Raw genomic sequence first — 19,620 nt, forward strand, 5'->3', positions numbered from 1 at the left:
TCTTAGCCGCCTCAGGCCGCGTCCGCCGCCAGAAGCTTCATGTTCAGATGTTTGCCGTTGTGGCCGGTAATCGCAACCTGCGCAAGAGTGCGCGGGGCGAGATCAGGCGTCTCCACCAGCGTGAAATTGTCGGTATGGGCAAAACCGTTGTTTTCGACCAGGATCGTCTGCACCGAACCGACCATGTTTTGCAGATGCGCCAGTCTCAGCGCCTCACCGCGTGCCCGAAGCCTGCCCGCCCGCTCCTTCACCAGAGAGCGGTCGAGCTGCGGCATGCGCGCCGCCGGCGTACCGGCACGCGGGCTGTAGGGGAAGACATGCAGGCTGGAAATGCCGCACTCTTCAGCCAGCGTCGCGGCGTTTTCGAACATCTCTTCCGTTTCGGTCGGAAACCCGGCGATCATATCCGCACCGAAGGCGATATCCGGTCTCAGCGATCGCACCTCGTGACAGAAACGGATGGCATCGGCGCGCGAATGGCGGCGCTTCATGCGTTTCAGGATCATGTCATCGCCATGCTGAAGAGAGAGATGCAGATGCGGCATGAAACGTGGCTCGTCGGCAATCATATCCATCAGATGATGGTCGGCCTCGATACTGTCGATCGAGGAAAGCCGCAGGCGGAGAATATCAGGCACCTGCTTCAGCAAGGTCTTGGCGAGGTAACCGAGCGACGGCTCGCCGGGCAGGTCCGCGCCATAACTCGTGGCATCCACCCCGGTCAGTACGATTTCGCGATAACCGCTTTCCGTCAGCCTGCGCGCCTGATCCACCACCGCACCCATCGGCACGGAGCGCGAATTGCCGCGCCCATAGGGAATGATGCAGAAGGTGCAGCGATGATCGCAGCCATTCTGCACCTGAATGAAGGCGCGCACATGCCCGTCAATATGCTTGACCATCTGCGGCGCAGTCGCCTTGATGCTCATGATATCGTTGACGCGCAGTTTTTCTTCCGCCGAGACGCCAAAATCCGGCAGCGCGCGATAGGAGACGCTTTTCAGCTTTTCCTCGTTGCCCAGCACCGCATCCACCTCGGGCATTTCGGCAAAGGTCTGCTTTTCGGTCTGAGCGGCGCAGCCGGTAACGATGATGCGCGCATGCGGATTGTCCCGCCGTGCGCGACGTATGGCCTGACGCGCCTGCCGCACCGCTTCACCCGTCACGGCGCAGGTATTGACCAGCACGGCATTGTTGAGCCCCGCCTTTTCGGCCTCCGCCCGCATCACTTCCGATTCATAGGTGTTGAGACGACAGCCGAAGGTTATGACCTCGACGCCACTCATACGGCCCCCCGTTCGACTGCATCGCGCGACCACGCGCCAGTAACGGGATCGACGGAACCCGACCATTCCCATTCGGCCGGGCCGGTCATGATGACGTGGTTATCCTCACGCCAGTCGATGGTCAGCGGCACGCGGATGGGGCTCGAGGCGACATCGATGGTGACCTTCCTGCCGGTGCGACCGGTGCGAGCGGCGGAAACGGCCGCCGCACAGGCGGCGGAACCGCATGCAAGCGTCAGCCCGGCGCCGCGCTCCCAGGTGCGGGTGCGAAGCGCGCTGTCGGAAATGACCTGTGCCAGCGTGATATTGGCCTTTTCCGGAAACATCGGATGATTTTCGAGAAGCGGCCCGAAACGTTCGAGATCGAATTCCATCGGATCGCGATCCACCCAGAAAATCGCATGCGGGTTACCCATGGACATGACGGCGGGCGAATGCAGGATCGGTGCGTCGATCGGCCCGATCTGCAATTCGATGCGGCTCGTGTCGTGGAACTCCTCAGAAAGCGGAATGTCACTCCAGCGGAAACGCGGCAGGCCCATATCGACCGATATCATGCCGTCTTCATGCTCGACGGCGTTCAGAATGCCGGCGACCGTCTGGAAGGTGAAGCTGGTCTTGCCGGTTTCGGAAGATAGCGCCTGCACAACGCAGCGCGTACCATTGCCGCAGGCCTGCGCCTTGGTGCCATCGCAATTGAGAATATCGATGAAGGCATCCGTGCCGCTGACACGCGGATCGTGGATCGCCATGATCTGGTCGAACTGTGTGGCGGGATCGGCGTTGAGGGCGATTGCAGCCGCTGGCGTGACCATATCCTTGCGGCCGCGCATGTCGACAACGAGGATCTTGTTGCCAAGCCCGTTCATCTTCGCAAATTCGACCGTGTCCGCCATCGCCTTAAACCTGAAAACTGTCTGAAAACCGGTTTGCATACGGGATTTCCCCGCGCTTTCGCCCTATATGGCGGAAAGGACGGGAAATTACCAGACTGTTGCGGCGCAAACGCGGCAGCGGCTCAGGCGGCAGGCACGTCGAAAACCTCGCCGGGGCGCATCGGCCGGAAACGGCTCTCCTCCGCCCCCTGCTCCGTCAGTGCGGCCTTAAGCGCCACAAGCGGTGCATCCACCGCCTCATCGGTAAGCTGTACCGTACCCCAATGGTGGCCGCAGACATGCGCCGCACCGCAAAGCCTCATGCCTTCCACGGCTTCCGCCGGGTTCTGATGCTGGCCCTTCATGAACCAGCGCGGTTCATAGGCGCCGAAAGGCAGGTTAGCGAGGCGGAATTCACCATGCTTCTTGCGTGCGGCGTGATAGTTGAGGCCTTCGTGGAAGCCGGTATCGCCGATATGGTAAATCTTGCCGCCCGGCGTTTCGATAACGAAGGCGGCCCAGAGCGCCATGCTCCGATCGTTCAAACCGCGCGCCGACCAGTGGTGGCACGGTTCGAAGTGAATTTTCACCGAACCCGTCTCCACCACATCGCCCCAGTCCCCCACCTCGATACGCGCCGCCTGAACGCCGGTACGGATGATGGCGTCATTGCCGAGTGGGGTGATGAAAAGCGGCTTGTGCGCCACATGCAGGCGCTTCAGCGTTTCCATATCCAGATGGTCGTAATGATTATGCGTCACCAGAGCCAGATCAATAGGCGGCAGGTCCTCGAAACGGATGCCGGGTGCATTGACCCGTTTGGGACCGGCAAAGCTGAAGGGGCTGGTGCGCTGCGACCATACCGGATCAACGAGAATATTCAGCCCTGCCGTCTGGATGAGAAAGGAGGCATGGCCGACGAAGGTGACACGCATATCCTTACCTTCGATCCGGGCTTCCGGCTTTGCGAAGGGAAAGGGGCTCGGATAACTTTCCGGCCATGTGGCACGCTCGCCATTAAAGCGCCATTTCAAAAGGCCCATGAAATTGCCGGGCGGCGTGCCGCCGGGATTGAAAAAGCGTACCCCGTCGAAATGATCGGAGATCGGGCCGCTATAATAGGCGCTGGCGCTCGAACGGCGTGCATAAAGGCCGCCGCCCGCCAGAGCGAGCAGGCCAAGTGCGGAAAAACGAAAAAAGTTTCGACGTTTCATGACAAAGGTATAGGAAGCGCATTGGCGCCGTTCAAGCGCTGCCAACAACGGCCTGCGACCGATCACGCAAAGATGAAATGCGGGCTTTGCCAGCCATAAACCGGCGCTGCCTTGACTTTTCCCGCACTTTCCTGTTTATCCCGCCCATCAGCTGGCAGTTTCATGACTCCAAGCCGCCGACCGGGACCCGCAAAGGTATAAAGAGATCCCGGAGGTCAACACCCGACAGCGCGATGCGCCCTCGGGTGCTTTTTGGCTTTGCGTCTTGTTTTTGCCAGCGAAAGCACCGACGTTTCGGAGACCCGGAACGAAGAAGGAAGAAACGATGTTTGAAAACCTCCAGGACCGCCTTGGTTCCATTCTGAATGGACTGACCGGCCGTGGCGCGCTGACGGAAGCCGATGTTGCCGCCGCCCTGCGCGAGGTTCGCCGTGCGCTTCTGGAAGCGGACGTGGCGCTGGAAGTCGTGCGTTCCTTCACCGACAGGGTGCGTGAAAAGGCCGTCGGCGCGGCCGTCCTGAAATCCATCAAGCCCGGCCAGATGGTCGTCAAGATCGTGCATGACGAACTTGTCGAAATGCTCGGCACCGAAGGCGTCTCCATCGACCTTCATGCCCCGGCTCCCGTCGTCATCATGATGGTGGGTCTGCAGGGCTCGGGTAAGACGACCACGACCGGCAAGATCGCCAAGCGCCTGACCGACCGCGACAAGAAGAAGGTGCTGATGGCATCTCTCGACACGCGTCGTCCGGCCGCACAGGAGCAGCTGCGCCAGCTCGGCGTCCAGACCGGCGTCGACACGCTGCCGATCATCGCCGGCCAGTCGCCGACCGATATCGCCGCACGCGCTGTGCAGGCGGCAAAGCTCGGCGGCCATGACGTCGTCATTCTCGATACCGCCGGCCGTACCCATATCGACGAACCCTTGATGCTGGAAATGGCCGACATCAAGAAGAAGTCCAACCCGCATGAAATCCTGCTGGTCGCGGATTCGCTGACCGGTCAGGACGCCGTCAATCTGGCGCGCAATTTCGATGAGCGTGTCGGCATAACCGGTCTCGTGCTCACCCGTATGGATGGCGACGGCCGCGGCGGTGCGGCCCTCTCCATGCGCGCCGTCACCGGCAAGCCGATCAAGCTGATCGGTATCGGCGAGCGCATGAACGAACTCGATGAGTTCCATCCGCGCCGTATCGCCGACCGTATTCTCGGCATGGGCGACATCGTTTCGCTGGTCGAAAAGGCCGCCGAAAACATCGATGCGGAAAAAGCCCGCGCCATGGCCGAGAAAATGGCCAAGGGCAAGTTCGACCTCAACGATCTGGCCGACCAGCTTGGCCAGATGAAGAAGATGGGCGGCATGGGCGGCATCATGGGGCTTATGCCCGGCATGGCCGGCATGAAGGACAAAATGGCCTCGGCCGGTATGAACGACAAGATGTTCGACCGTCAGATCGCCATCATCTCCTCCATGACCAAGGCGGAACGCGCCAATCCGGACATTCTGAAGCACAGCCGCAAGAAGCGCATCGCCGCCGGTTCCGGCACCGATGCCGCTGAAATCAACAAGCTCCTGAAGATGCATCGCGGCATGGCCGACATGATGAAGGCCATGGGCGGCAAGGGCAAAGGCGGCATCATGAAACAGATGATGGGCGGCCTTGCCGGCAAGATGGGGCTTGGTGGCATGATGGGCGGCGGCATGCCTGACCTGTCGAACATTGATCCCAAGCAGCTTGAGGCGCTCCAGAAACAGGCTGAAGCCGCCGGCCTCGGCAAGCCGGGCGCAATGCCAGGTCTTGGCGGCCTGCCGGGCGGGCTGCCCGGTCTCGGTGGGGCAAAGCTGCCGGGTCTTGGTGGCATGCCGGGCCTGCCCGGTTTCCCGAAAAAGAAGTGAGGTCGACGCCGATGAACAATGCAGAGGTGAAAGCCCAGCTTTCCGAATACCGCCAGTCGATCGACAATATCGATGCCGCACTGGTTCACATTCTTGCCGAACGTTTCCGCTGCACCAAGGCGGTGGGCGTATTGAAGGCAAAATACAGTTTGCCGCCGGCCGACCCGGCGCGCGAGGAATACCAGATCGAACGCCTTCGCCGTCTGGCGAAGGACGCCAATCTGGACCCGGATTTCGCCGAGAAGTTCCTGAACTTCGTCATCAAGGAAGTCATCCGGCATCATGAAGCAATAGCCGCCGAACATGGCGGTAATGAAAAGACCGCCTGAACGGCGGACAAGCCATCCTAAGGAGTAAATGACATGGCACTGAAAATTCGTCTCGCACGCGGTGGTTCCAAGAAGCGCCCGTACTACCAGATCGTCGTTGCTGACGCCCGCTCGCCCCGCGACGGCCGTTTCCTCGAGAAGGTCGGTTCCTGGAACCCGATGCTCGCCAAGGACAACCCGCAGCGCGTTGAGCTGAAGGCTGACCTCATCAAGGAATGGATCGCCAAGGGCGCGCAGCCGACCGACCGCGTTCTGCGCTTCCTCGCCGAAGCCGGCCTTGCCGAGCGCGCCGCTCGCAGCAACCCGGAAAAGGCAAAGCCGGGCAAGCGCGCTCTGGAACGCGTTGCTGAAAAGAAGCAGAAGGCTGAAGATGCAGCCGCTGCTGCTGCGGAAGCCTCTGCTGCAGAATAATCTGCACGGAAACTTTTGAAGAACGGGCGGCGTGGTTTTCCATGCCGCCCGTTTTTTGTTTATTTTGGCGTCAACAAACCTTAAAGCTGACGCAACCAACACCAGAAGACGGACGGCCCGATGGCAAAGCTGGAAAACCCGGTACTCATGGCAAAGATCGGCGGCGCGCAGGGCCTGCGCGGCGAAGTCCGTGTCAGCACCTATACGGCCGACCCTCTGGCGCTTGGCGATTACGGCAATCTGGTCACCGCCGATGGCCGCGTCTTCGAGATTCTGGAACTGCGCGAGGGCAAGAATGTCGTCGTTGTCCGCTTCCGTGGCATCAACGACCGCAATGCGGCCGAAAGCCTGAACGGGCTGGAACTCTTTGTCGAACGCGACAATCTGCCGGATGACGAACTCGATGACGACGAATTCTATTATGCCGATCTCGAAGGGCTGGAAGCCGTTGACGCCGAGGGAAAAAGCTATGGTGCCGTCAGCGCCGTCTATGATTTCGGCGCCGGCGATCTGCTGGAACTGAAAGGCGCCGGCCGCCGGCCCGCCCTTATTCCATTTTCAGAAGCGGCCGTGCTTGAGATCGATCTGGAAGCGGGGCGCATTCTCATCGATCCCATGGCCGCCGGCCTGATCGACAATCCTGACGACAAGAACGAAACCGGCGTACCGCCGTTCGGCAAGAAATAATCCATGACCTTCAAGGCGACCGTGCTGACGCTCTACCCGGAAATGTTTCCGGGGCATCTCCAATATTCGCTGGCCGGCAAGGCGCTGGAGCGGGGGCAATGGTCTCTGGATGCCGTGCAGATCCGCGAATTCGCCACCGACAGGCACAGAAGCGTCGATGACACGCCGGCAGGCGGCGGTGCCGGCATGGTGCTGAAGCCCGATGTTCTGGCTACGGCCATCGATCATGTTTCAAATGGCGACACCCGGCCACGGCTGCTGATGAGCCCGCGCGGCAAACCCCTGTCTCAGACCCGCGTGCGGGAACTGGCGGCCGGCGAAGGCGCGATCATCGTCTGCGGCCGTTTCGAAGGTGTCGACCAGCGCGTCATCGAGGCGCGTGGACTGGAGGAAGTGTCGATTGGCGACTACATCCTCTCCGGTGGCGAACCGGCGGCGCTGACGCTTCTGGATGCCGTCGTCCGCATCCTGCCGGGCGTCATGGGCAACGATCTTTCCGGCGTGCATGAAAGCTTCGAGGGTGGGTTGCTGGAACATCCGCATTATACCCGCCCACAGCTCTGGGAAGGCCGCGATATTCCCGCCGTCCTCACCTCAGGCAACCATGCCGCCATCGATAAATGGCGGCACGAACAGGCGCTGGCGTTGACGAAGGAAAGACGGCCCGATCTGCTGGAAAGTACTCAGACCGAGACGAAATAATAGGCCGTCAGCACCAGCCCGACCGCAATGACCAGCCAGCGGATGATCCATTGCGGCACCCGCCTAGCAGTATGCACGCCCACATAACCGCCAAGTGCCGCCGCCGGGAACATGATGAGGGCGGCCCACCAGGACACGACCCCGCCGCTGACAAAGATCGTGATGGCGATGACGGCAATCACCACCGACAGCAGGTTCTTCAGCGCGTTCAGATGATGATAGCTGCCACCCGAGGTTATTCCGAGGATGGCCAGCATCATAATGCCCATGCCCGCTCCGAAAAAACCGCCATAGATGGAGGCGAGCCCCTGAAAGACGAGGCTCGGCAGATTGCCGGGTGAACGTTCCGCGCTCGCCTTTGGTCGCAGCCATGGGCCGCCGGCGAAAACGGCGGTAGCGGCCAGAAGCAGCCATGGCACCAGCTGACGGAAGGACGGATTGTCGAGCGACAGCAGAAGCAGCGACCCGGCAAGCCCGCCGACAATGGAGACGACAGACAGCGAGACCGCTTCGCGCCAATGTGCACGGATTTCCGGCCCATAGGCGATAACGGAAGTGATATAGCCCGGAAACTGCACGATCGCCGACGTGGCATTGGCGACGATGGGCGGCAGGCCGGCAAGCGTCATCGCCCCGAAGGTCAGGAAGGTGCCGCCACCGGCGATCGCATTGACGACACCCGACAGGAAACCGGTCGCAAACAGCATGAGAATGATAAATACAGACATGGCCCCTCCCAAGGTTCCCATGCCATAACCGGGCAGACGCGCCTTCGCAATCACCGTGACGCAGTGCGTAATTGATAAAATATTGTCATGAAAGGGATGACAAACGGCGCATCCTCGTGTATGTGCCCGCGTGGAATTGGGGTTTACCCCTTTAACCGCAAGCAAAGAATGGCGAACCCGCTCCTGCCGCAAGGCATGGTCTGAAGGCATTGACCGACAGGCGAACCGTTGAGCGCTCTGGCTGTTTCAGAAGAAATCAGAGGTTAACATGACCAATATCATTCAGCAGCTGGAAGCCGAACAGGCTGCCAAGATCGAAGCAAAGCGCACCCTGCCGGACTTTTCTCCGGGCGACACGCTACGCGTCAACGTGCGCGTGACGGAAGGTAACCGTACCCGCGTTCAGGCTTATGAAGGCGTTTGCATCGCCCGTTCCGGCGGTGGTCTTTCCGAAAGCTTCACCGTTCGCAAGATCTCCTACGGCGAAGGCGTCGAGCGCGTATTCCCGATCTACTCCCCGCTGGTCGAAGGCGTTGAAATCGTTCGCCGTGGTAAGGTTCGCCGCGCGAAGCTCTACTACCTGCGCGACCGTCGCGGCAAGGCTGCCCGTATCGTTGAAAACACCGGTACGCGCGCGCGCAAGCTGAATGAATCCGAGCGCCAGGCAGCTGCCGAAGAAAAGGCACGTCTGGAAGCTGAAAAGGTAGCAGCAGCACAGGCTCTCGCCGCCGAAAAGGCAGCAGCCGAAGCCGCAGAAGCCAAGGCAGCGGAAGAAGCAGCAAAGGCTGCAGAAGCAACGGCGGAATAAGATTCCATTTCGATGGATGCACGAAAGGCGACCTTCGGGTCGCCTTTTTTTGTGGTGCCTGACTGCCAATCGGAAGTCGCAGCCCACAGATTGGGAATTCGATACCTGACCTGAACTATGCGCGACGGGCGATAGGCCAGAAAACCGAAAGAAAAGCCGCCATCCTTCCCGTCGGCCGCACGTCCTTCAGTCTTTTTTCATGGGAGGATACGGCAAATTCCAACAAGATAACGGATACTTACTTAAATTTTTCGTGCGGGTGTTTTAGCCCTTCCTCGAATAGCATTGCCTAATTCCTTTTATTGTGCAATTTTCTTGCTGTTTTAGGTGTTATTATGTTTTTCTTTAATTCTTTTTTAACAAGAAATAAGTCTGCCTTTTTCGCCGTTGGCCTCGCCAGCGCGTTGATGAACGTTCTCAATCTTTCCGGCTCACTTTTCATGCTGGAAGTTTACGACCGGATTCTGCCCAGCAAGAGCATTCCATCTCTTGTGGCGCTGGTTGTTCTGCTTGTCGTTCTCTACGCGTTTCTTACGGGGTTCGATGCATTGCGAGGCCGGATATTGGCGCGCATCTCCGACAATATGGACGACGCGCTCAATCGGAAGCTTTTCCGGGCGTCGATCAGCACACCGCTCATCGCTTCCGCCAAAGTCGATGGTTTGCAGATTATCGCCGATCTCGACCAGATTCGTCAGTTTCTCTCCGGGCCGGGACCGGCGGCCTTTTTCGATATACCCTGGCTGCCCGTCTATCTCGTGATCTGTTTTGCCCTGCATCCGTGGATCGGCTTTGCCGTGCTCGCCGGCGCCGTGGTCCTTGTCGTGCTGACGCTGCTGACCAATTGGCTGACCGAAAGAGCGACAAAGCAGGCCTATACTGTGCGGGGACACAGAAACGCGCTTGTCGGCAGCAGCCAGCGCAACATCGAATCCATCAGGACCATGGGCATGATGGGAGCGGTGACCTCGATGTGGGATGAGCTGCATTCCGGCTATCGCGCCATCACCCTGTCGGCATCCGATACGACCGGCATGCTTGGCGCAATATCCCGAACATTCCGCCTGTTGCTGCAATCCGGTGTCATGGCGCTTGGCGCCGTGCTGGTGATCGACGGCCACGCATCGGCGGGCAGCATCATTGCCGGCTCGATCCTCTCGGCAAAGGCGCTCGGTCCCGTCGAACATGCGATTGCAAACTGGCGCAGTTTCATGACTGCCCGGCAGGGGTGGAAACGCGTCAACGAATTCCTTGAACTGGTGCCCGAACCCGCACCGCCTCTCTCCCTGCCGCGTCCGCAATATACCGTTGCCGTCGATCGCGTCACCGGTGGCCCGCCCAATGGTGCGCGCGATACCGTGGCCGATATCTCCTTCACGCTGAATGCGGGCGATGGTCTCGGCATCATTGGCCCGAGCGCATCCGGCAAATCTACGCTGGCACGTTTGATAGCCGGCATCTGGCCCTATGAACGCGGCTCCGTCCGCTTCGATGGGGCGGCACTGAACCAGTGGGATTTCGAGTTTCTCGGCAAATCCATCGGCTACATGCCCCAGCAGGTGGAGCTAATGCCGGGAACAGTGGCGCAGAATATCGCCCGCTTCGACCGTGATGCGACCGCGGAATCGATCGTCGCCGCCGCCAAGGCCGCTCAGGTGCATGAGCTGATCCTGAACCTGCCCAATGGCTACGACACCCACATAGGCGATCGTGGCGAGGCTTTGTCGGGTGGGCAAAAACAGCGCATCGGCCTGGCACGCGCGCTGTTCGGCGAGCCCTTCTTCGTTCTTCTCGACGAACCGAACTCCAATCTGGACAGTGAAGGCGAAGCGGCCCTGCGCACTGCCATTGGCGATATCAGGGCGCGGGGCGGCATCGTCGTCGTCATTGCCCATCGCCCCAGCGCCATCGAAAGCATCAATCTGGTGATGGTGATGAGCAATGGCCGGATGCTGCGCTTCGGCACCAAGGAAGAGGTGCTTGCGCAAATCCTACGACAGAATATCCGCCAGGTGCCGGAGGGGGAAGAAACACGCAAGATCGAAAACCGGGTGAGCGAAAATGGCTGAGGCGGAAAAAGCCGGTATGACAAATCCGTCCATCGTCAGGCACTCGGCGGCGGTGATCGTTCTTGCCCTCGGCCTTCTGGTCGGATTGGGCGGCTGGGCGGCCCTCGCGAAGCTTGCGGGCGCCGTGGTGGCCACGGGCCGGGTTGTGGTTGAGGGCAACTCCAAAAAGATCCAGCATCTTTCCGGCGGGATCGTCAGCGAAATCGATGTCGCCGAAGGCGACAGGGTCGAGGCAGGCCAGATCGTGGTGCGGCTGAGCAGCACGATCGTTCAGGCAAACCTCTCCATCGTTGAAAACACGCTCGCGCAACTCTATTCGCGCCGGGCGCGCCTGCGTGCGGAGATTGCCGAGGAACCCTCTTTCACCGTGCAGGAAGACCTGGCGGCGCTGACGACTTCCAAGGCCGCCAAGACCTTCATCGACAGTGAGCAGAACCTTTTCAGCAGCCGTCGCAACGCGTTGGTCGGGATGAAAAAGCAGCTCGGAACACGCAAGGATCAGCTGGCCGACGAGGCACGGGGTCTCGAGGTGCAGGTGGAGGCGACGGGAAATGAGCTTGCCATTGTAAAGGACGATGTTTCCAAGACCGATGAGCTCTTCAAAAAAGGGCTCGTCACGCTTCAGCGCCTCAATCTCCTCAAGCGCCAGCTTTCCAATCTCGAGGGTCAGCAGGGCCAATATATGGCGGCTCGCGCGCAGACGGTGGGCAAGCTGAGCGAACTGGATCTGCAATTGCTTCAGCTCGACGAAGACCGCAAATCGGAAGTCACGAAAGATCTGACCGCGATCGAAGCAACGGTCGCAGAATACGAAGAACGGCTTGCAGCAACGCGCGACCAGCTGGATCGCCTCGATATCCGCTCGCCGATTTCCGGTCGCATCTACCAGCTTTCAGTGCACAACATAAATGGCGTCATCCAACCGGGTGAAGTGCTGATGCTGGTCGTGCCGGAGCAGGATGAGCTTGCCATCGAAGCCAATATAACCCCGCGCGACATCGATCAGATTTACGTCGGGCAGCCGGTTACCGTTCGCTTCACGGCATTCAATCAAAGCACGACGCCGGATTTGAGCGCGGAAGTTGCTGTCGTTGCCCCCGATCTGCAGGCAGATCCCCGAACTGGCGCATCCTATTACGCGCTGCGCATCAAACCCGACAAGACCGGCATGTCTCATCTGCCAGGTGGGCGGTTGTACCCCGGCATGCCCGCTGAAGTATTCATACAGACCAGCGAAAGGAGTGTTCTTTCTTATTTTGTGAAGCCATTCCAGGATAGACTTAGAAAGACATTCGTTCAGGAATAATTCATCACCAAAAACGCGTTATCCAGTAAAAATTTCCATAAATATTATTATTATCAATTTTTATAAAAAACGAATTAATATATTGTACTATGAATTTTTATGGATTAGAAATTGCATGCACATTTATCCAAAAGCACATTTTCACTTCAATTCATTCTCAAAAATTTATGGGAGAGTAACATGGCATTGACGGTAACTTTCGGTAACGGCGGCGCTTACACGGTCGCTTCGCTCACCAATCCGGTCGATCAGGAAACATACAAACTCCTCGATGAAGCGACGACGCAGACCAAGAACGGCTCCTCGCTCAATACCGGCATCGTTCAGGTCGACAACCCGGCCGCCAAGGTCGCTGTCGGATACAATGCCGATACCAACAGCTTCAATTTCGACGTCGTAACGGCGTGGAACTCCGTGAAAAACGTCCTCGCCAAATCCAACACATCCGAAAACCTTTCGTTCAAGGATTTCGTTCACGTCGACGTTCACCTCGGCGGCACGGGTTCCTCCAACGTTGAAGTTCTCAACGCCAAGCGTGGCAATATTTCCACGGGCTCGGGCAACGACACGGTCACCGTCTCCCTCGTTTCGAACGAGAAGTTCTGGGTAAATGCCTTCAACGTCGATACCGGTGCCGGCAACGACACCATCACTTTCAAGGCAGGCAAGGCGTTCAACGACACTTCCGCCGGAGGTACGGGCGGTATTGTCAGCGCCCAGGCTGTGAACGGCGGCGCTGGCGTCACCGACGGCAGCTTCACCACCGTCAAGATCGATGCCGGTGCCGGCAACGATACGATCGACCTGAGCGGTGTGAACCTTGCTTCCTCGCTGGTAACCGGCGGCAAGGGCATCGACAACATCAAGGCAAGCGGTGGCGCCGACACTTTCGTCTTCAATCTCGGCGACATGGCCAAGAGCCTTGCCACCGACAGCATTGAAGGCTTTGACGTCGTCAAGGACAAGCTCAAGCTGGTCGGTACGGTGATCGATAACTGGGCAGTATCGACGAGCGATAGCGACACCATCCTTACCTACAACGTCACTGGCGAGCACAAGGGCGAGAAAATCGTTCTTTCCGGCGTTCACCTGACCGGTAGCGACTGGTTCACCGCATAATTCCCTCAAAGGGATCGCATACAACAGTGCTTAAAATAGTCGTGGCCCGGAACTATCCGGGCCACGATTTTTGTATGTATGAGAGCCGTAATTTACGGCTGTCGCTTTCTTCAAGGTCAGGCCATCTTGGCCTGGCTCCCCATTTTACGCGTGGCGATGATGACCAATACGCCCGCAAGCGCCAGGCACAGGGCGAGGAAGAACATCGGCGCGATGGTGCTGCCGGTCTGATCCTTGATCCAGGGCACGACATTCTGCGCCACGAAGCCACCCAGATTGCCGACGGAATTGATGGCGGCAATGCCAGCAGCCGCACCCGCACCCTTGAGGAAGCGGCCGGGCAGGCTCCAGAATACCGGCTGGCCGGCAAAGATACCCGCAGCGGCAACGCACAGGAAGGCAAACTGCAAGACGGGATCGCTGAGCAGCGCCGACATCAGCAGGCAGAAGGCGCCGACGAAGGCAGGGCCAACGATATAGGGCGTCTTGTTCTTTGCCTTGTCGGCGGCCAAAGGCACGATGAACAGGGCAATGGCGACGATCACCCAGGGGATGATGTTGATGAAGCCATTGGCGGTATTGGAAACGCCGAAGCTCTTCACGATCGTCGGAAGCCAGTAGCTGAGACCGTAGGCCGCCAGCGGAAAACCGACATAACAAAGCGCCATGAACAGGACACGCGGATTGGTCAGCGCCTTAAAGCCGTCTTCCGCATGATCTTCCATGCCCTTGTTTTCTTCGGCCAGACGATTCTTCAGCCAGTCCTTCTCGTCCTGTGTCAGGAACTTCGCCTTTTCGGGCGTATCATCCAGATAAAAGAAGGTGGCGACGCCGGCGATGACAGCCGGAATACCCGTTGCCAAGAATACCCATTCCCAGCCGGCATAACCGAGGAAACCGTCGAGATCGAGCAGCATGCCGCCGAGCGGCGCGCCGATGGCATTGGCAAGCGCGCTGAAGATCATGAACAGGCCGATCATGCGGCCGCGATAATCACGCGGGAACCAGAGCGTCATCAAGAACAGCACGCCGGGGAAGAAGCCAGCCTCGCAAAGCCCGAGCAGGAAGCGCAGGATGTAGAACATCGTGGCGTTCTGCGTATAGGCAAGCGCGATGGTGACGGCACCCCAGGAAACCAGAATGCGGGCGAACCATTTGCTGGCGCCGAAACGGTTGAGGAACAGGTTGCTCGGAACTTCGAAGATGAAGTAACCGATGAAGAACAGCGAAGCGCCAAGACCGTAGGCATATTCGCTCAGGCTCAGCGCATCGACCATCTGCAGCTTGGCATAGCTGACATTCTGGCGGTCGATATAGGCGATGAGATAGAGAAGGCCAAGAAACGGCATCAGCCGCCAGGTGATCTTCGAGATAAGGGCTTTTTCGGATACCATATGCTTTTCCCTCCCTTCGATTTCTCGTCGAAATGCAGATGATAAGGGAACCCATCTATATGTGCGTCGCAAAATACGCAAGTTGCATCGCATCATGACAATGGGCGGAACCTCCGCAGAACAGGCAAGTCACGACCGGAATAGCATGGTGCAGCGCATATAAGAGCCGCCCATCAACCGCTCTGCCGACAATACGCATCCATATTGCCGTAAAACCGGCGATCTGCTATGAAGGCTGCCATGGGATCTAAATTCGGATGTCTCGCACAGAATGTTTACGTGCTGCAGGACCACAAGCGTCTGCCGGCACGGTTCTTTGCGCGCGTTTCCGGGGCGCTCACCAGCCGACTTAGGCTCGCCTGACAGCACCCGCTGTCCACCGCCTTTTTGAACCCCGATTACCCTTTTTCATGACAAGGCATAGAGCCATGAGCGCACCCCGCACCTTATATGACAAGATCTGGGACGACCACGTCGTCAATCGTGACCCGGACGGAACCTGTCTTCTCTACATCGACCGTCACCTCGTGCACGAGGTGACGAGCCCACAGGCCTTCGAAGGTCTGCGTATGGCCGGCCGCCCGGTCCATTCGCCGACCCGCACGCTGGCTGTGGTCGACCATAACGTCCCGACCACCGCCGACAGGCTGGAAGGCATCAAGAACGAGGAAAGCCGTATTCAGGTGGAAGCGCTTGCGCAGAACGCCAAGGATTTCGGTGTGGAATATTATTCCGAGCGCGACAAGCGCCAGGGCATCGTCCATATCGTTGGCCCCGAACAGGGCTTCACCCTGCCCGGCATGACCATCGTCTGCGGTGACAGCCACACCTCCACCCACGGTGCTTTCGGCGCACTCGCCCATGGCATCGGCACTTCGGAAGTGGAACATGTTCTGGCCACCCAGACACTGATCCAGAAAAAGGCCAAGAACATGCTGGTGCGTGTCGACGGCAAGATTCCGGAAGGCGTCACGGCCAAGGATATCATCCTTGCCATTATCGGCGAGATCGGCACCGCCGGCGGCACCGGCCATGTGATCGAATTTGCCGGCGAGGCAATCCGGTCGCTCTCCATGGAAGGCCGCATGACGGTCTGCAACATGACCATCGAAGGCGGAGCCCGCGCCGGTCTGATCGCACCGGATGAGACGACCTTCGACTACATCAAGGACAAGCCGCGCGCACCGAAGGGCGAAACGCTGGAACAGGCCATAGCCTATTGGAAGACGCTGAAATCCGATGAAGGCGCTCATTACGACAAGGTCGTGGTGCTGGATGCGGCCAACCTGCCGCCCATCGTCTCCTGGGGTTCATCACCGGAAGACGTGACCTCCGTTCAGGGCATCGTTCCCAATCCGGACGATATCGCGGAAGAAAACAAGCGCACCTCCAAGTGGCGCGCGCTTGAATATATGGGCCTGAAGCCCGGCACGCGCATCACCGATATCGCCATCGACCGCGTCTTCATCGGCTCCTGCACCAATGGCCGCATCGAGGATCTGCGTGCGGCGGCGAAGATCGTCGATGGCCGCAAGGTGGCCCCCACCGTCTCGGCCATGATCGTGCCCGGCTCCGGCCTCGTGAAGGAACAGGCGGAAAAGGAAGGTCTGGACAAGATTTTCCTCGACGCCGGTTTCGAGTGGCGCGAACCGGGCTGCTCCATGTGCCTTGCCATGAATGACGACCGCCTGAAGCCCGGCGAACGTTGCGCCTCGACCTCGAACCGCAATTTCGAGGGCCGTCAGGGTTACAAGAGCCGCACCCACCTCGTCTCCCCCGCCATGGCGGCAGCGGCGGCGATTGCCGGTCATTTCGTCGACGTGCGCGAGTGGGAATAAGAGCCTGAAGTCCGCTTAAGACGAGCCACCTGCCCCGCACAGGGGTGGGTGGCTTTTTATTGCGCCCCTTGCAAACGCCGCTGCAGCTGCGTCCCATGCAGAAATACCGCAAAAGTATCCCAGGGCGGCGTGATGGCGAGCTGGCTCAAAATACGCGCAACCTCGCCCCTGTGAATGCCGGCATGCAGGACCATATGTGAGATCATCTCTGCGCGGGACATGTACCCCCTGTCGCCATCCGTAAAGGTGAAGGCGACGAACTCGCCGAGCGACGCCGGCGATGTTGCCTCGATATAATCGAGATACCAGCCATCAAGAGCGGCGACATCCTTCGCAAGATCACCCAGTTGCGGTGTTGCCTCGGTATTGTCCGAGAGAAAACCGTGTGCCGTTCCGGTGAGGTGACCCGAAAAAATCCTTGCGACGACGTAATAGTGATTGATCAGCCGAATGGCGGCGTGGCGTTCGGATGCGTTTCGATCGGGATCGAGATGTTGCAGCTTCTCGAACAAGTCCCTGTTCGCCCATGCGTGATAGCCGAGCAGGCTCCTGAGCAAATCCCTCATGACAATATCCTTTACATCTGAAAAATGTGAGCATTATGTTTATATTTTCGCCATGGAGGACGGCTTGTCTACTCGCATTGCCAAGCGGAAGACCGAGATGCGCAAGGAGCCACGTCAGAAGCGTTCCAGAGCCACGGTCGATGCCGTCATCCACGCAGCGGCTCGCATTTTGAGCGATCACGGCTGGGCAGGCTTCACCACGAACAAGGTGGCAGAAACGGCTGGTGTCAGCATCGGCTCGCTTTATCAATATTTCCCGGACAAGGTTTCGATCGTGGAAGCGGTGCGCCACCGTCACCTCGAGGACTGCCTCTCGGTGATGAAGCGTGTTGCCGAACGGCAGCAATCGCTTGCCAAATTCGTGGAAGAACTCGTGACCGGCATGATCGCGGTCCACAGCATCCATCCCGGCCTTCACAAGGTCCTTCTGGATGACGCGCCGAGCCACGAGGGAATGAACGATCCGAACAGCGCCTTCGAACAGGAATATCTCGGTCTCTATGCGGCCGCGATCGCGACACATATGGCTAGTTCGAAGGCAGAGAGCAGAACGGCGGCCCTGATCGTATCAGACGCCATCGACGGCATCATTCACAATGCCGCCCGCCGTGGAGAATTGCAGTCACCCAAAGTCAGGCGGGAAATGATCGCACTCGTTCACGCCTATCTGTCGAAGGCAAGCGGCCAATAAAAGCTTCTCAGCTCATTCCGAAATGATCTTCACCCGCTGACCGGGCTGAATGGTGGCCGTGGCGCTCATCGCGTTGATCATGCGGAACATGTCGAGCTTCCGGTCGGTTCCCATCATCCGTGCTGCCATCGTCGCCACGGTTTCACCGGACTTCACCGTCACCACCCGCACCCTCAGCGGCTTCAGCGAGGCGATCTCCTGCGGCGTCATCTTGCGGAAGCTGGTACGCAATATATTGGCGATGGAATCAAGCTGCGTATTGCCCTTCGGCACCGCCGTCAGGAACCGGAAAATCTGCTGCCCGACACGAATGACGGTCACGTCGAAATCCCATTTATCCGCGCTGGCGTGGGCTGTCGCAGCTTCCAGACCATTGATCTGCGTTTCCTTGACGGTTTCCGGCAACAGGCCGGCAACCCAGCCGCTGGTCAGGTAATTGGCAAGGCTCGTCTGTTTCGGATCTGCCACGCCGTCGAAACGGATCGCCATGTCGCCCGGCCCCGTCGCCAGAACGGCCTCCACCTTGTTGTCGATGACGAAACCTTCCGGCACATCGAAGCGGATACCCAGCGTTCCATGCAGGAATGTCTGACCGCGGACGTAACCTTCCTGCGGACTGTCGCCATAAAGCAGGCCATCTATGCCATCCAGAAACCAGTCGCGGCCACGATCCCCGACCTGACCTTCCTGGCCGAAGGCACGGGCGTGACGGCGGGCAAGCTCGATGCGCTGCGGCGTATTGGGGTGGCTGGAAAGGAAGTCGAGGCTCTGGTCGTTTTCGGGATCAGCCGAGGAGAACCGCGCATAGGCCGCCATGGAATCCAGAAAACGCGGCGATGCGAAGGGATCGTAGCCAGCCTCGCCCAGCATACGAACGCCGATCACGTCCGCCTGCAATTCCTGTTGGCGGGAGAAGGCCGCAAGCCGCAGCTTGCCGCGGGCTAGTGCCTGCTTGCCGGCAAGGTCGCTCGACAGCACCTCGGCGACTACGCGGCTCGCAATCACCTCGGCCTCTTCGCGGCGCTGGCGTTCGATGCCGTGGTTTGCGGTCACATGGCCCATCTCGTGCGACAGCACCGCCGCCACTTCCGAAGCATCATTGGCGAGCGCCAGAAGTCCGCGCGTCACGTAGAGATATCCGCCGGGCAATGCGAAAGCATTGATGGCGGGGGAGTTCAGAATGGTGATTCGATAGGATTGCTGCGGATTTTCCGAGACGGCCGTCAGCGCGCCGGCAATGCGGGCGACCAGCCGCTCCGTCTTGGCGTCACGATATTCGCCGCCATAACTTGCGACGATGCGCGGATGCTCGCGCGCGCCCATCTGAGCGCGGGGATCATTCTTCTGCACCTCTTCCACAGTCTGGGGATTGTCCGAGGGACGCAATGTGGACTGGTAGGCCGGGCTGAAGAGAGACTGGCACGATGACAGCAACACGGCGGACGCCGTCAGCGCGGACCAGGCCGCAGCAAGCCGGCCGGAACGGCGAAGGCCTGAACCGGAGAAGAGCCTCCGCTGTGCAGTCATGCTATTTTTCATTCTCTATGCCTGCCCCTTAACGTTCCTGATCATCCGTTAATTGCAGACCAGAATAACAGATTCGCCCCAATGGGCGATGAATGCCAAAGCGGTAAAAACGATCCATCAAGTCCGGAATATTCCTGAAGAACGCAATAATTCCCATCTTTTCTCGGACAACA

Annotated in this window: 18 protein-coding genes; 11 read left to right on the forward strand and 7 right to left on the reverse strand. The window is 59.1% G+C overall.

The window, feature by feature from the left end; genetic code table 11:
- Positions 1-11 precede the first annotated feature (11 nt).
- The 3 genes from mtaB to QD336_RS10135 form a co-directional block, all read right to left on the reverse strand.
- Positions 12-1,286, reverse strand: coding sequence for a tRNA (N(6)-L-threonylcarbamoyladenosine(37)-C(2))-methylthiotransferase MtaB (gene mtaB, locus QD336_RS10125; RefSeq protein WP_499170498.1), 1,275 nt, complete (start codon positions 1,284-1,286; stop codon positions 12-14).
- A complete protein-coding gene (gene dapF, locus QD336_RS10130) occupies positions 1,283-2,182 on the reverse strand; it encodes a diaminopimelate epimerase (protein WP_499170499.1) in 900 nt (299 codons plus the stop codon). Before dapF ends, mtaB begins: the two co-directional genes overlap by 4 nt.
- 122 nt (positions 2,183-2,304) lie before the next feature.
- Positions 2,305-3,375, reverse strand: coding sequence for an MBL fold metallo-hydrolase (locus tag QD336_RS10135; protein WP_499170501.1), 1,071 nt, complete (start codon positions 3,373-3,375; stop codon positions 2,305-2,307).
- Positions 3,376-3,700: 325 nt separating this feature from the next.
- Between QD336_RS10135 and ffh the strand changes: the two genes are divergently transcribed.
- From ffh to trmD, 5 genes are all read left to right on the forward strand, one after another.
- Positions 3,701-5,272: a signal recognition particle protein gene (gene ffh, locus QD336_RS10140; protein ID WP_499170502.1), complete on the forward strand. Its 1,572-nt coding sequence runs from the start codon at positions 3,701-3,703 to the stop codon at positions 5,270-5,272.
- Between the two features lie 11 nt (positions 5,273-5,283).
- The gene (locus QD336_RS10145) at positions 5,284-5,601 is read left to right on the forward strand and encodes a chorismate mutase (RefSeq protein ID WP_269346833.1); all 318 of its coding nucleotides are present in this window, start codon (positions 5,284-5,286) and stop codon (positions 5,599-5,601) included.
- A 33-nt stretch (positions 5,602-5,634) separates the two neighbouring features.
- Positions 5,635-6,012 carry a 30S ribosomal protein S16 gene (gene rpsP / locus QD336_RS10150; RefSeq protein ID WP_004443943.1) on the forward strand — a complete coding sequence of 126 codons (378 nt, stop codon included), beginning with the start codon at positions 5,635-5,637 and terminating at the stop codon, positions 6,010-6,012.
- Between the two features lie 120 nt (positions 6,013-6,132).
- Positions 6,133-6,699, forward strand: a complete 567-nt coding sequence (gene rimM / locus QD336_RS10155) for a ribosome maturation factor RimM (RefSeq protein WP_499170504.1) — start codon at positions 6,133-6,135, stop codon at positions 6,697-6,699.
- A gap of 3 nt (positions 6,700-6,702) precedes the next feature.
- Positions 6,703-7,401 carry a tRNA (guanosine(37)-N1)-methyltransferase TrmD gene (gene trmD, locus QD336_RS10160; RefSeq protein ID WP_499170505.1) on the forward strand — a complete coding sequence of 233 codons (699 nt, stop codon included), beginning with the start codon at positions 6,703-6,705 and terminating at the stop codon, positions 7,399-7,401.
- Here trmD and QD336_RS10165 read toward each other — a convergent pair.
- Positions 7,383-8,129 carry a sulfite exporter TauE/SafE family protein gene (locus QD336_RS10165; protein ID WP_499170506.1) on the reverse strand — a complete coding sequence of 249 codons (747 nt, stop codon included), beginning with the start codon at positions 8,127-8,129 and terminating at the stop codon, positions 7,383-7,385. The two genes, trmD and QD336_RS10165, sit on opposite strands and share 19 nt — an antisense overlap.
- Positions 8,130-8,397: 268 nt before the next feature.
- Here QD336_RS10165 and rplS point away from each other — a divergent pair, with 268 nt between their 5' ends.
- From rplS to QD336_RS10185, 4 genes are all read left to right on the forward strand, one after another.
- Positions 8,398-8,937 carry a 50S ribosomal protein L19 gene (gene rplS, locus QD336_RS10170; protein WP_046799594.1) on the forward strand — a complete coding sequence of 180 codons (540 nt, stop codon included), beginning with the start codon at positions 8,398-8,400 and terminating at the stop codon, positions 8,935-8,937.
- A gap of 335 nt (positions 8,938-9,272) precedes the next feature.
- Positions 9,273-11,006, forward strand: a complete 1,734-nt coding sequence (locus QD336_RS10175; protein WP_499170507.1) for a type I secretion system permease/ATPase — start codon at positions 9,273-9,275, stop codon at positions 11,004-11,006.
- Positions 10,999-12,312: an HlyD family type I secretion periplasmic adaptor subunit gene (locus tag QD336_RS10180; RefSeq protein ID WP_499170509.1), complete on the forward strand. Its 1,314-nt coding sequence runs from the start codon at positions 10,999-11,001 to the stop codon at positions 12,310-12,312. The genes QD336_RS10175 and QD336_RS10180 overlap by 8 nt, the downstream gene beginning before the upstream one ends.
- Before the next feature lie 180 nt (positions 12,313-12,492).
- Positions 12,493-13,431 carry a calcium-binding protein gene (locus QD336_RS10185; protein WP_269346822.1) on the forward strand — a complete coding sequence of 313 codons (939 nt, stop codon included), beginning with the start codon at positions 12,493-12,495 and terminating at the stop codon, positions 13,429-13,431.
- Between the two features lie 116 nt (positions 13,432-13,547).
- On the opposite strand, the gene QD336_RS10190 is transcribed toward QD336_RS10185, so the two are convergent.
- Entirely contained in the window at positions 13,548-14,825 is a 1,278-nt protein-coding gene (locus QD336_RS10190; RefSeq protein ID WP_499170510.1) for an MFS transporter, read from the reverse strand.
- A gap of 428 nt (positions 14,826-15,253) precedes the next feature.
- Between QD336_RS10190 and leuC the strand changes: the two genes are divergently transcribed.
- A complete protein-coding gene (gene leuC / locus QD336_RS10195) occupies positions 15,254-16,663 on the forward strand; it encodes a 3-isopropylmalate dehydratase large subunit (protein ID WP_269346818.1) in 1,410 nt (469 codons plus the stop codon).
- A 56-nt stretch (positions 16,664-16,719) separates the two neighbouring features.
- On the opposite strand, the gene QD336_RS10200 is transcribed toward leuC, so the two are convergent.
- Entirely contained in the window at positions 16,720-17,229 is a 510-nt protein-coding gene (locus tag QD336_RS10200; RefSeq protein WP_499170512.1) for a DinB family protein, read from the reverse strand.
- 97 nt (positions 17,230-17,326) lie between these two features.
- On the opposite strand from QD336_RS10200, the gene QD336_RS10205 reads away from it, so the two are divergent.
- Complete coding sequence (locus QD336_RS10205; RefSeq protein WP_499170657.1) at positions 17,327-17,920, forward strand: TetR/AcrR family transcriptional regulator; 594 nt, start codon at positions 17,327-17,329, stop codon at positions 17,918-17,920.
- A gap of 12 nt (positions 17,921-17,932) precedes the next feature.
- Here QD336_RS10205 and QD336_RS10210 read toward each other — a convergent pair whose 3' ends face one another.
- Positions 17,933-19,447: a M48 family metalloprotease gene (locus QD336_RS10210; protein WP_499170513.1), complete on the reverse strand. Its 1,515-nt coding sequence runs from the start codon at positions 19,445-19,447 to the stop codon at positions 17,933-17,935.
- Positions 19,448-19,620: the final 173 nt, after the last annotated feature.

The organism is Rhizobium sp. BR 250 (genome assembly GCF_047445855.1).
GTDB classification, from domain to species: Bacteria; Pseudomonadota; Alphaproteobacteria; order Rhizobiales; family Rhizobiaceae; genus Agrobacterium; species Agrobacterium tumefaciens_I.

Excerpts from the sequence above, each read along its gene's own strand:
- QD336_RS10210 (WP_499170513.1), bottom strand. The coding sequence starts at position 19,447 with ATGACTGCACAGCGGAGGCTCTTCTCCGGTTCAGGCCTTCGCCGTTCC.
- QD336_RS10190 (WP_499170510.1), bottom strand. The coding sequence starts at position 14,825 with ATGGTATCCGAAAAAGCCCTTATCTCGAAGATCACCTGGCGGCTGATG.
- QD336_RS10175 (WP_499170507.1), top strand. The coding sequence starts at position 9,273 with ATGTTTTTCTTTAATTCTTTTTTAACAAGAAATAAGTCTGCCTTTTTC.
- QD336_RS10165 (WP_499170506.1), bottom strand. The coding sequence starts at position 8,129 with ATGTCTGTATTTATCATTCTCATGCTGTTTGCGACCGGTTTCCTGTCG.
- QD336_RS10135 (WP_499170501.1), bottom strand. The coding sequence starts at position 3,375 with ATGAAACGTCGAAACTTTTTTCGTTTTTCCGCACTTGGCCTGCTCGCT.
- rplS (WP_046799594.1), top strand. The coding sequence starts at position 8,398 with ATGACCAATATCATTCAGCAGCTGGAAGCCGAACAGGCTGCCAAGATC.
- leuC (WP_269346818.1), top strand. The coding sequence starts at position 15,254 with ATGAGCGCACCCCGCACCTTATATGACAAGATCTGGGACGACCACGTC.
- rpsP (WP_004443943.1), top strand. The coding sequence starts at position 5,635 with ATGGCACTGAAAATTCGTCTCGCACGCGGTGGTTCCAAGAAGCGCCCG.
- mtaB (WP_499170498.1), bottom strand. The coding sequence starts at position 1,286 with ATGAGTGGCGTCGAGGTCATAACCTTCGGCTGTCGTCTCAACACCTAT.
- trmD (WP_499170505.1), top strand. The coding sequence starts at position 6,703 with ATGACCTTCAAGGCGACCGTGCTGACGCTCTACCCGGAAATGTTTCCG.
- QD336_RS10185 (WP_269346822.1), top strand. The coding sequence starts at position 12,493 with ATGGCATTGACGGTAACTTTCGGTAACGGCGGCGCTTACACGGTCGCT.
- QD336_RS10205 (WP_499170657.1), top strand. The coding sequence starts at position 17,327 with ATGCGCAAGGAGCCACGTCAGAAGCGTTCCAGAGCCACGGTCGATGCC.
- rimM (WP_499170504.1), top strand. The coding sequence starts at position 6,133 with ATGGCAAAGCTGGAAAACCCGGTACTCATGGCAAAGATCGGCGGCGCG.
- QD336_RS10200 (WP_499170512.1), bottom strand. The coding sequence starts at position 17,229 with ATGAGGGATTTGCTCAGGAGCCTGCTCGGCTATCACGCATGGGCGAAC.
- ffh (WP_499170502.1), top strand. The coding sequence starts at position 3,701 with ATGTTTGAAAACCTCCAGGACCGCCTTGGTTCCATTCTGAATGGACTG.
- QD336_RS10145 (WP_269346833.1), top strand. The coding sequence starts at position 5,284 with ATGAACAATGCAGAGGTGAAAGCCCAGCTTTCCGAATACCGCCAGTCG.
- QD336_RS10180 (WP_499170509.1), top strand. The coding sequence starts at position 10,999 with ATGGCTGAGGCGGAAAAAGCCGGTATGACAAATCCGTCCATCGTCAGG.
- dapF (WP_499170499.1), bottom strand. The coding sequence starts at position 2,182 with ATGGCGGACACGGTCGAATTTGCGAAGATGAACGGGCTTGGCAACAAG.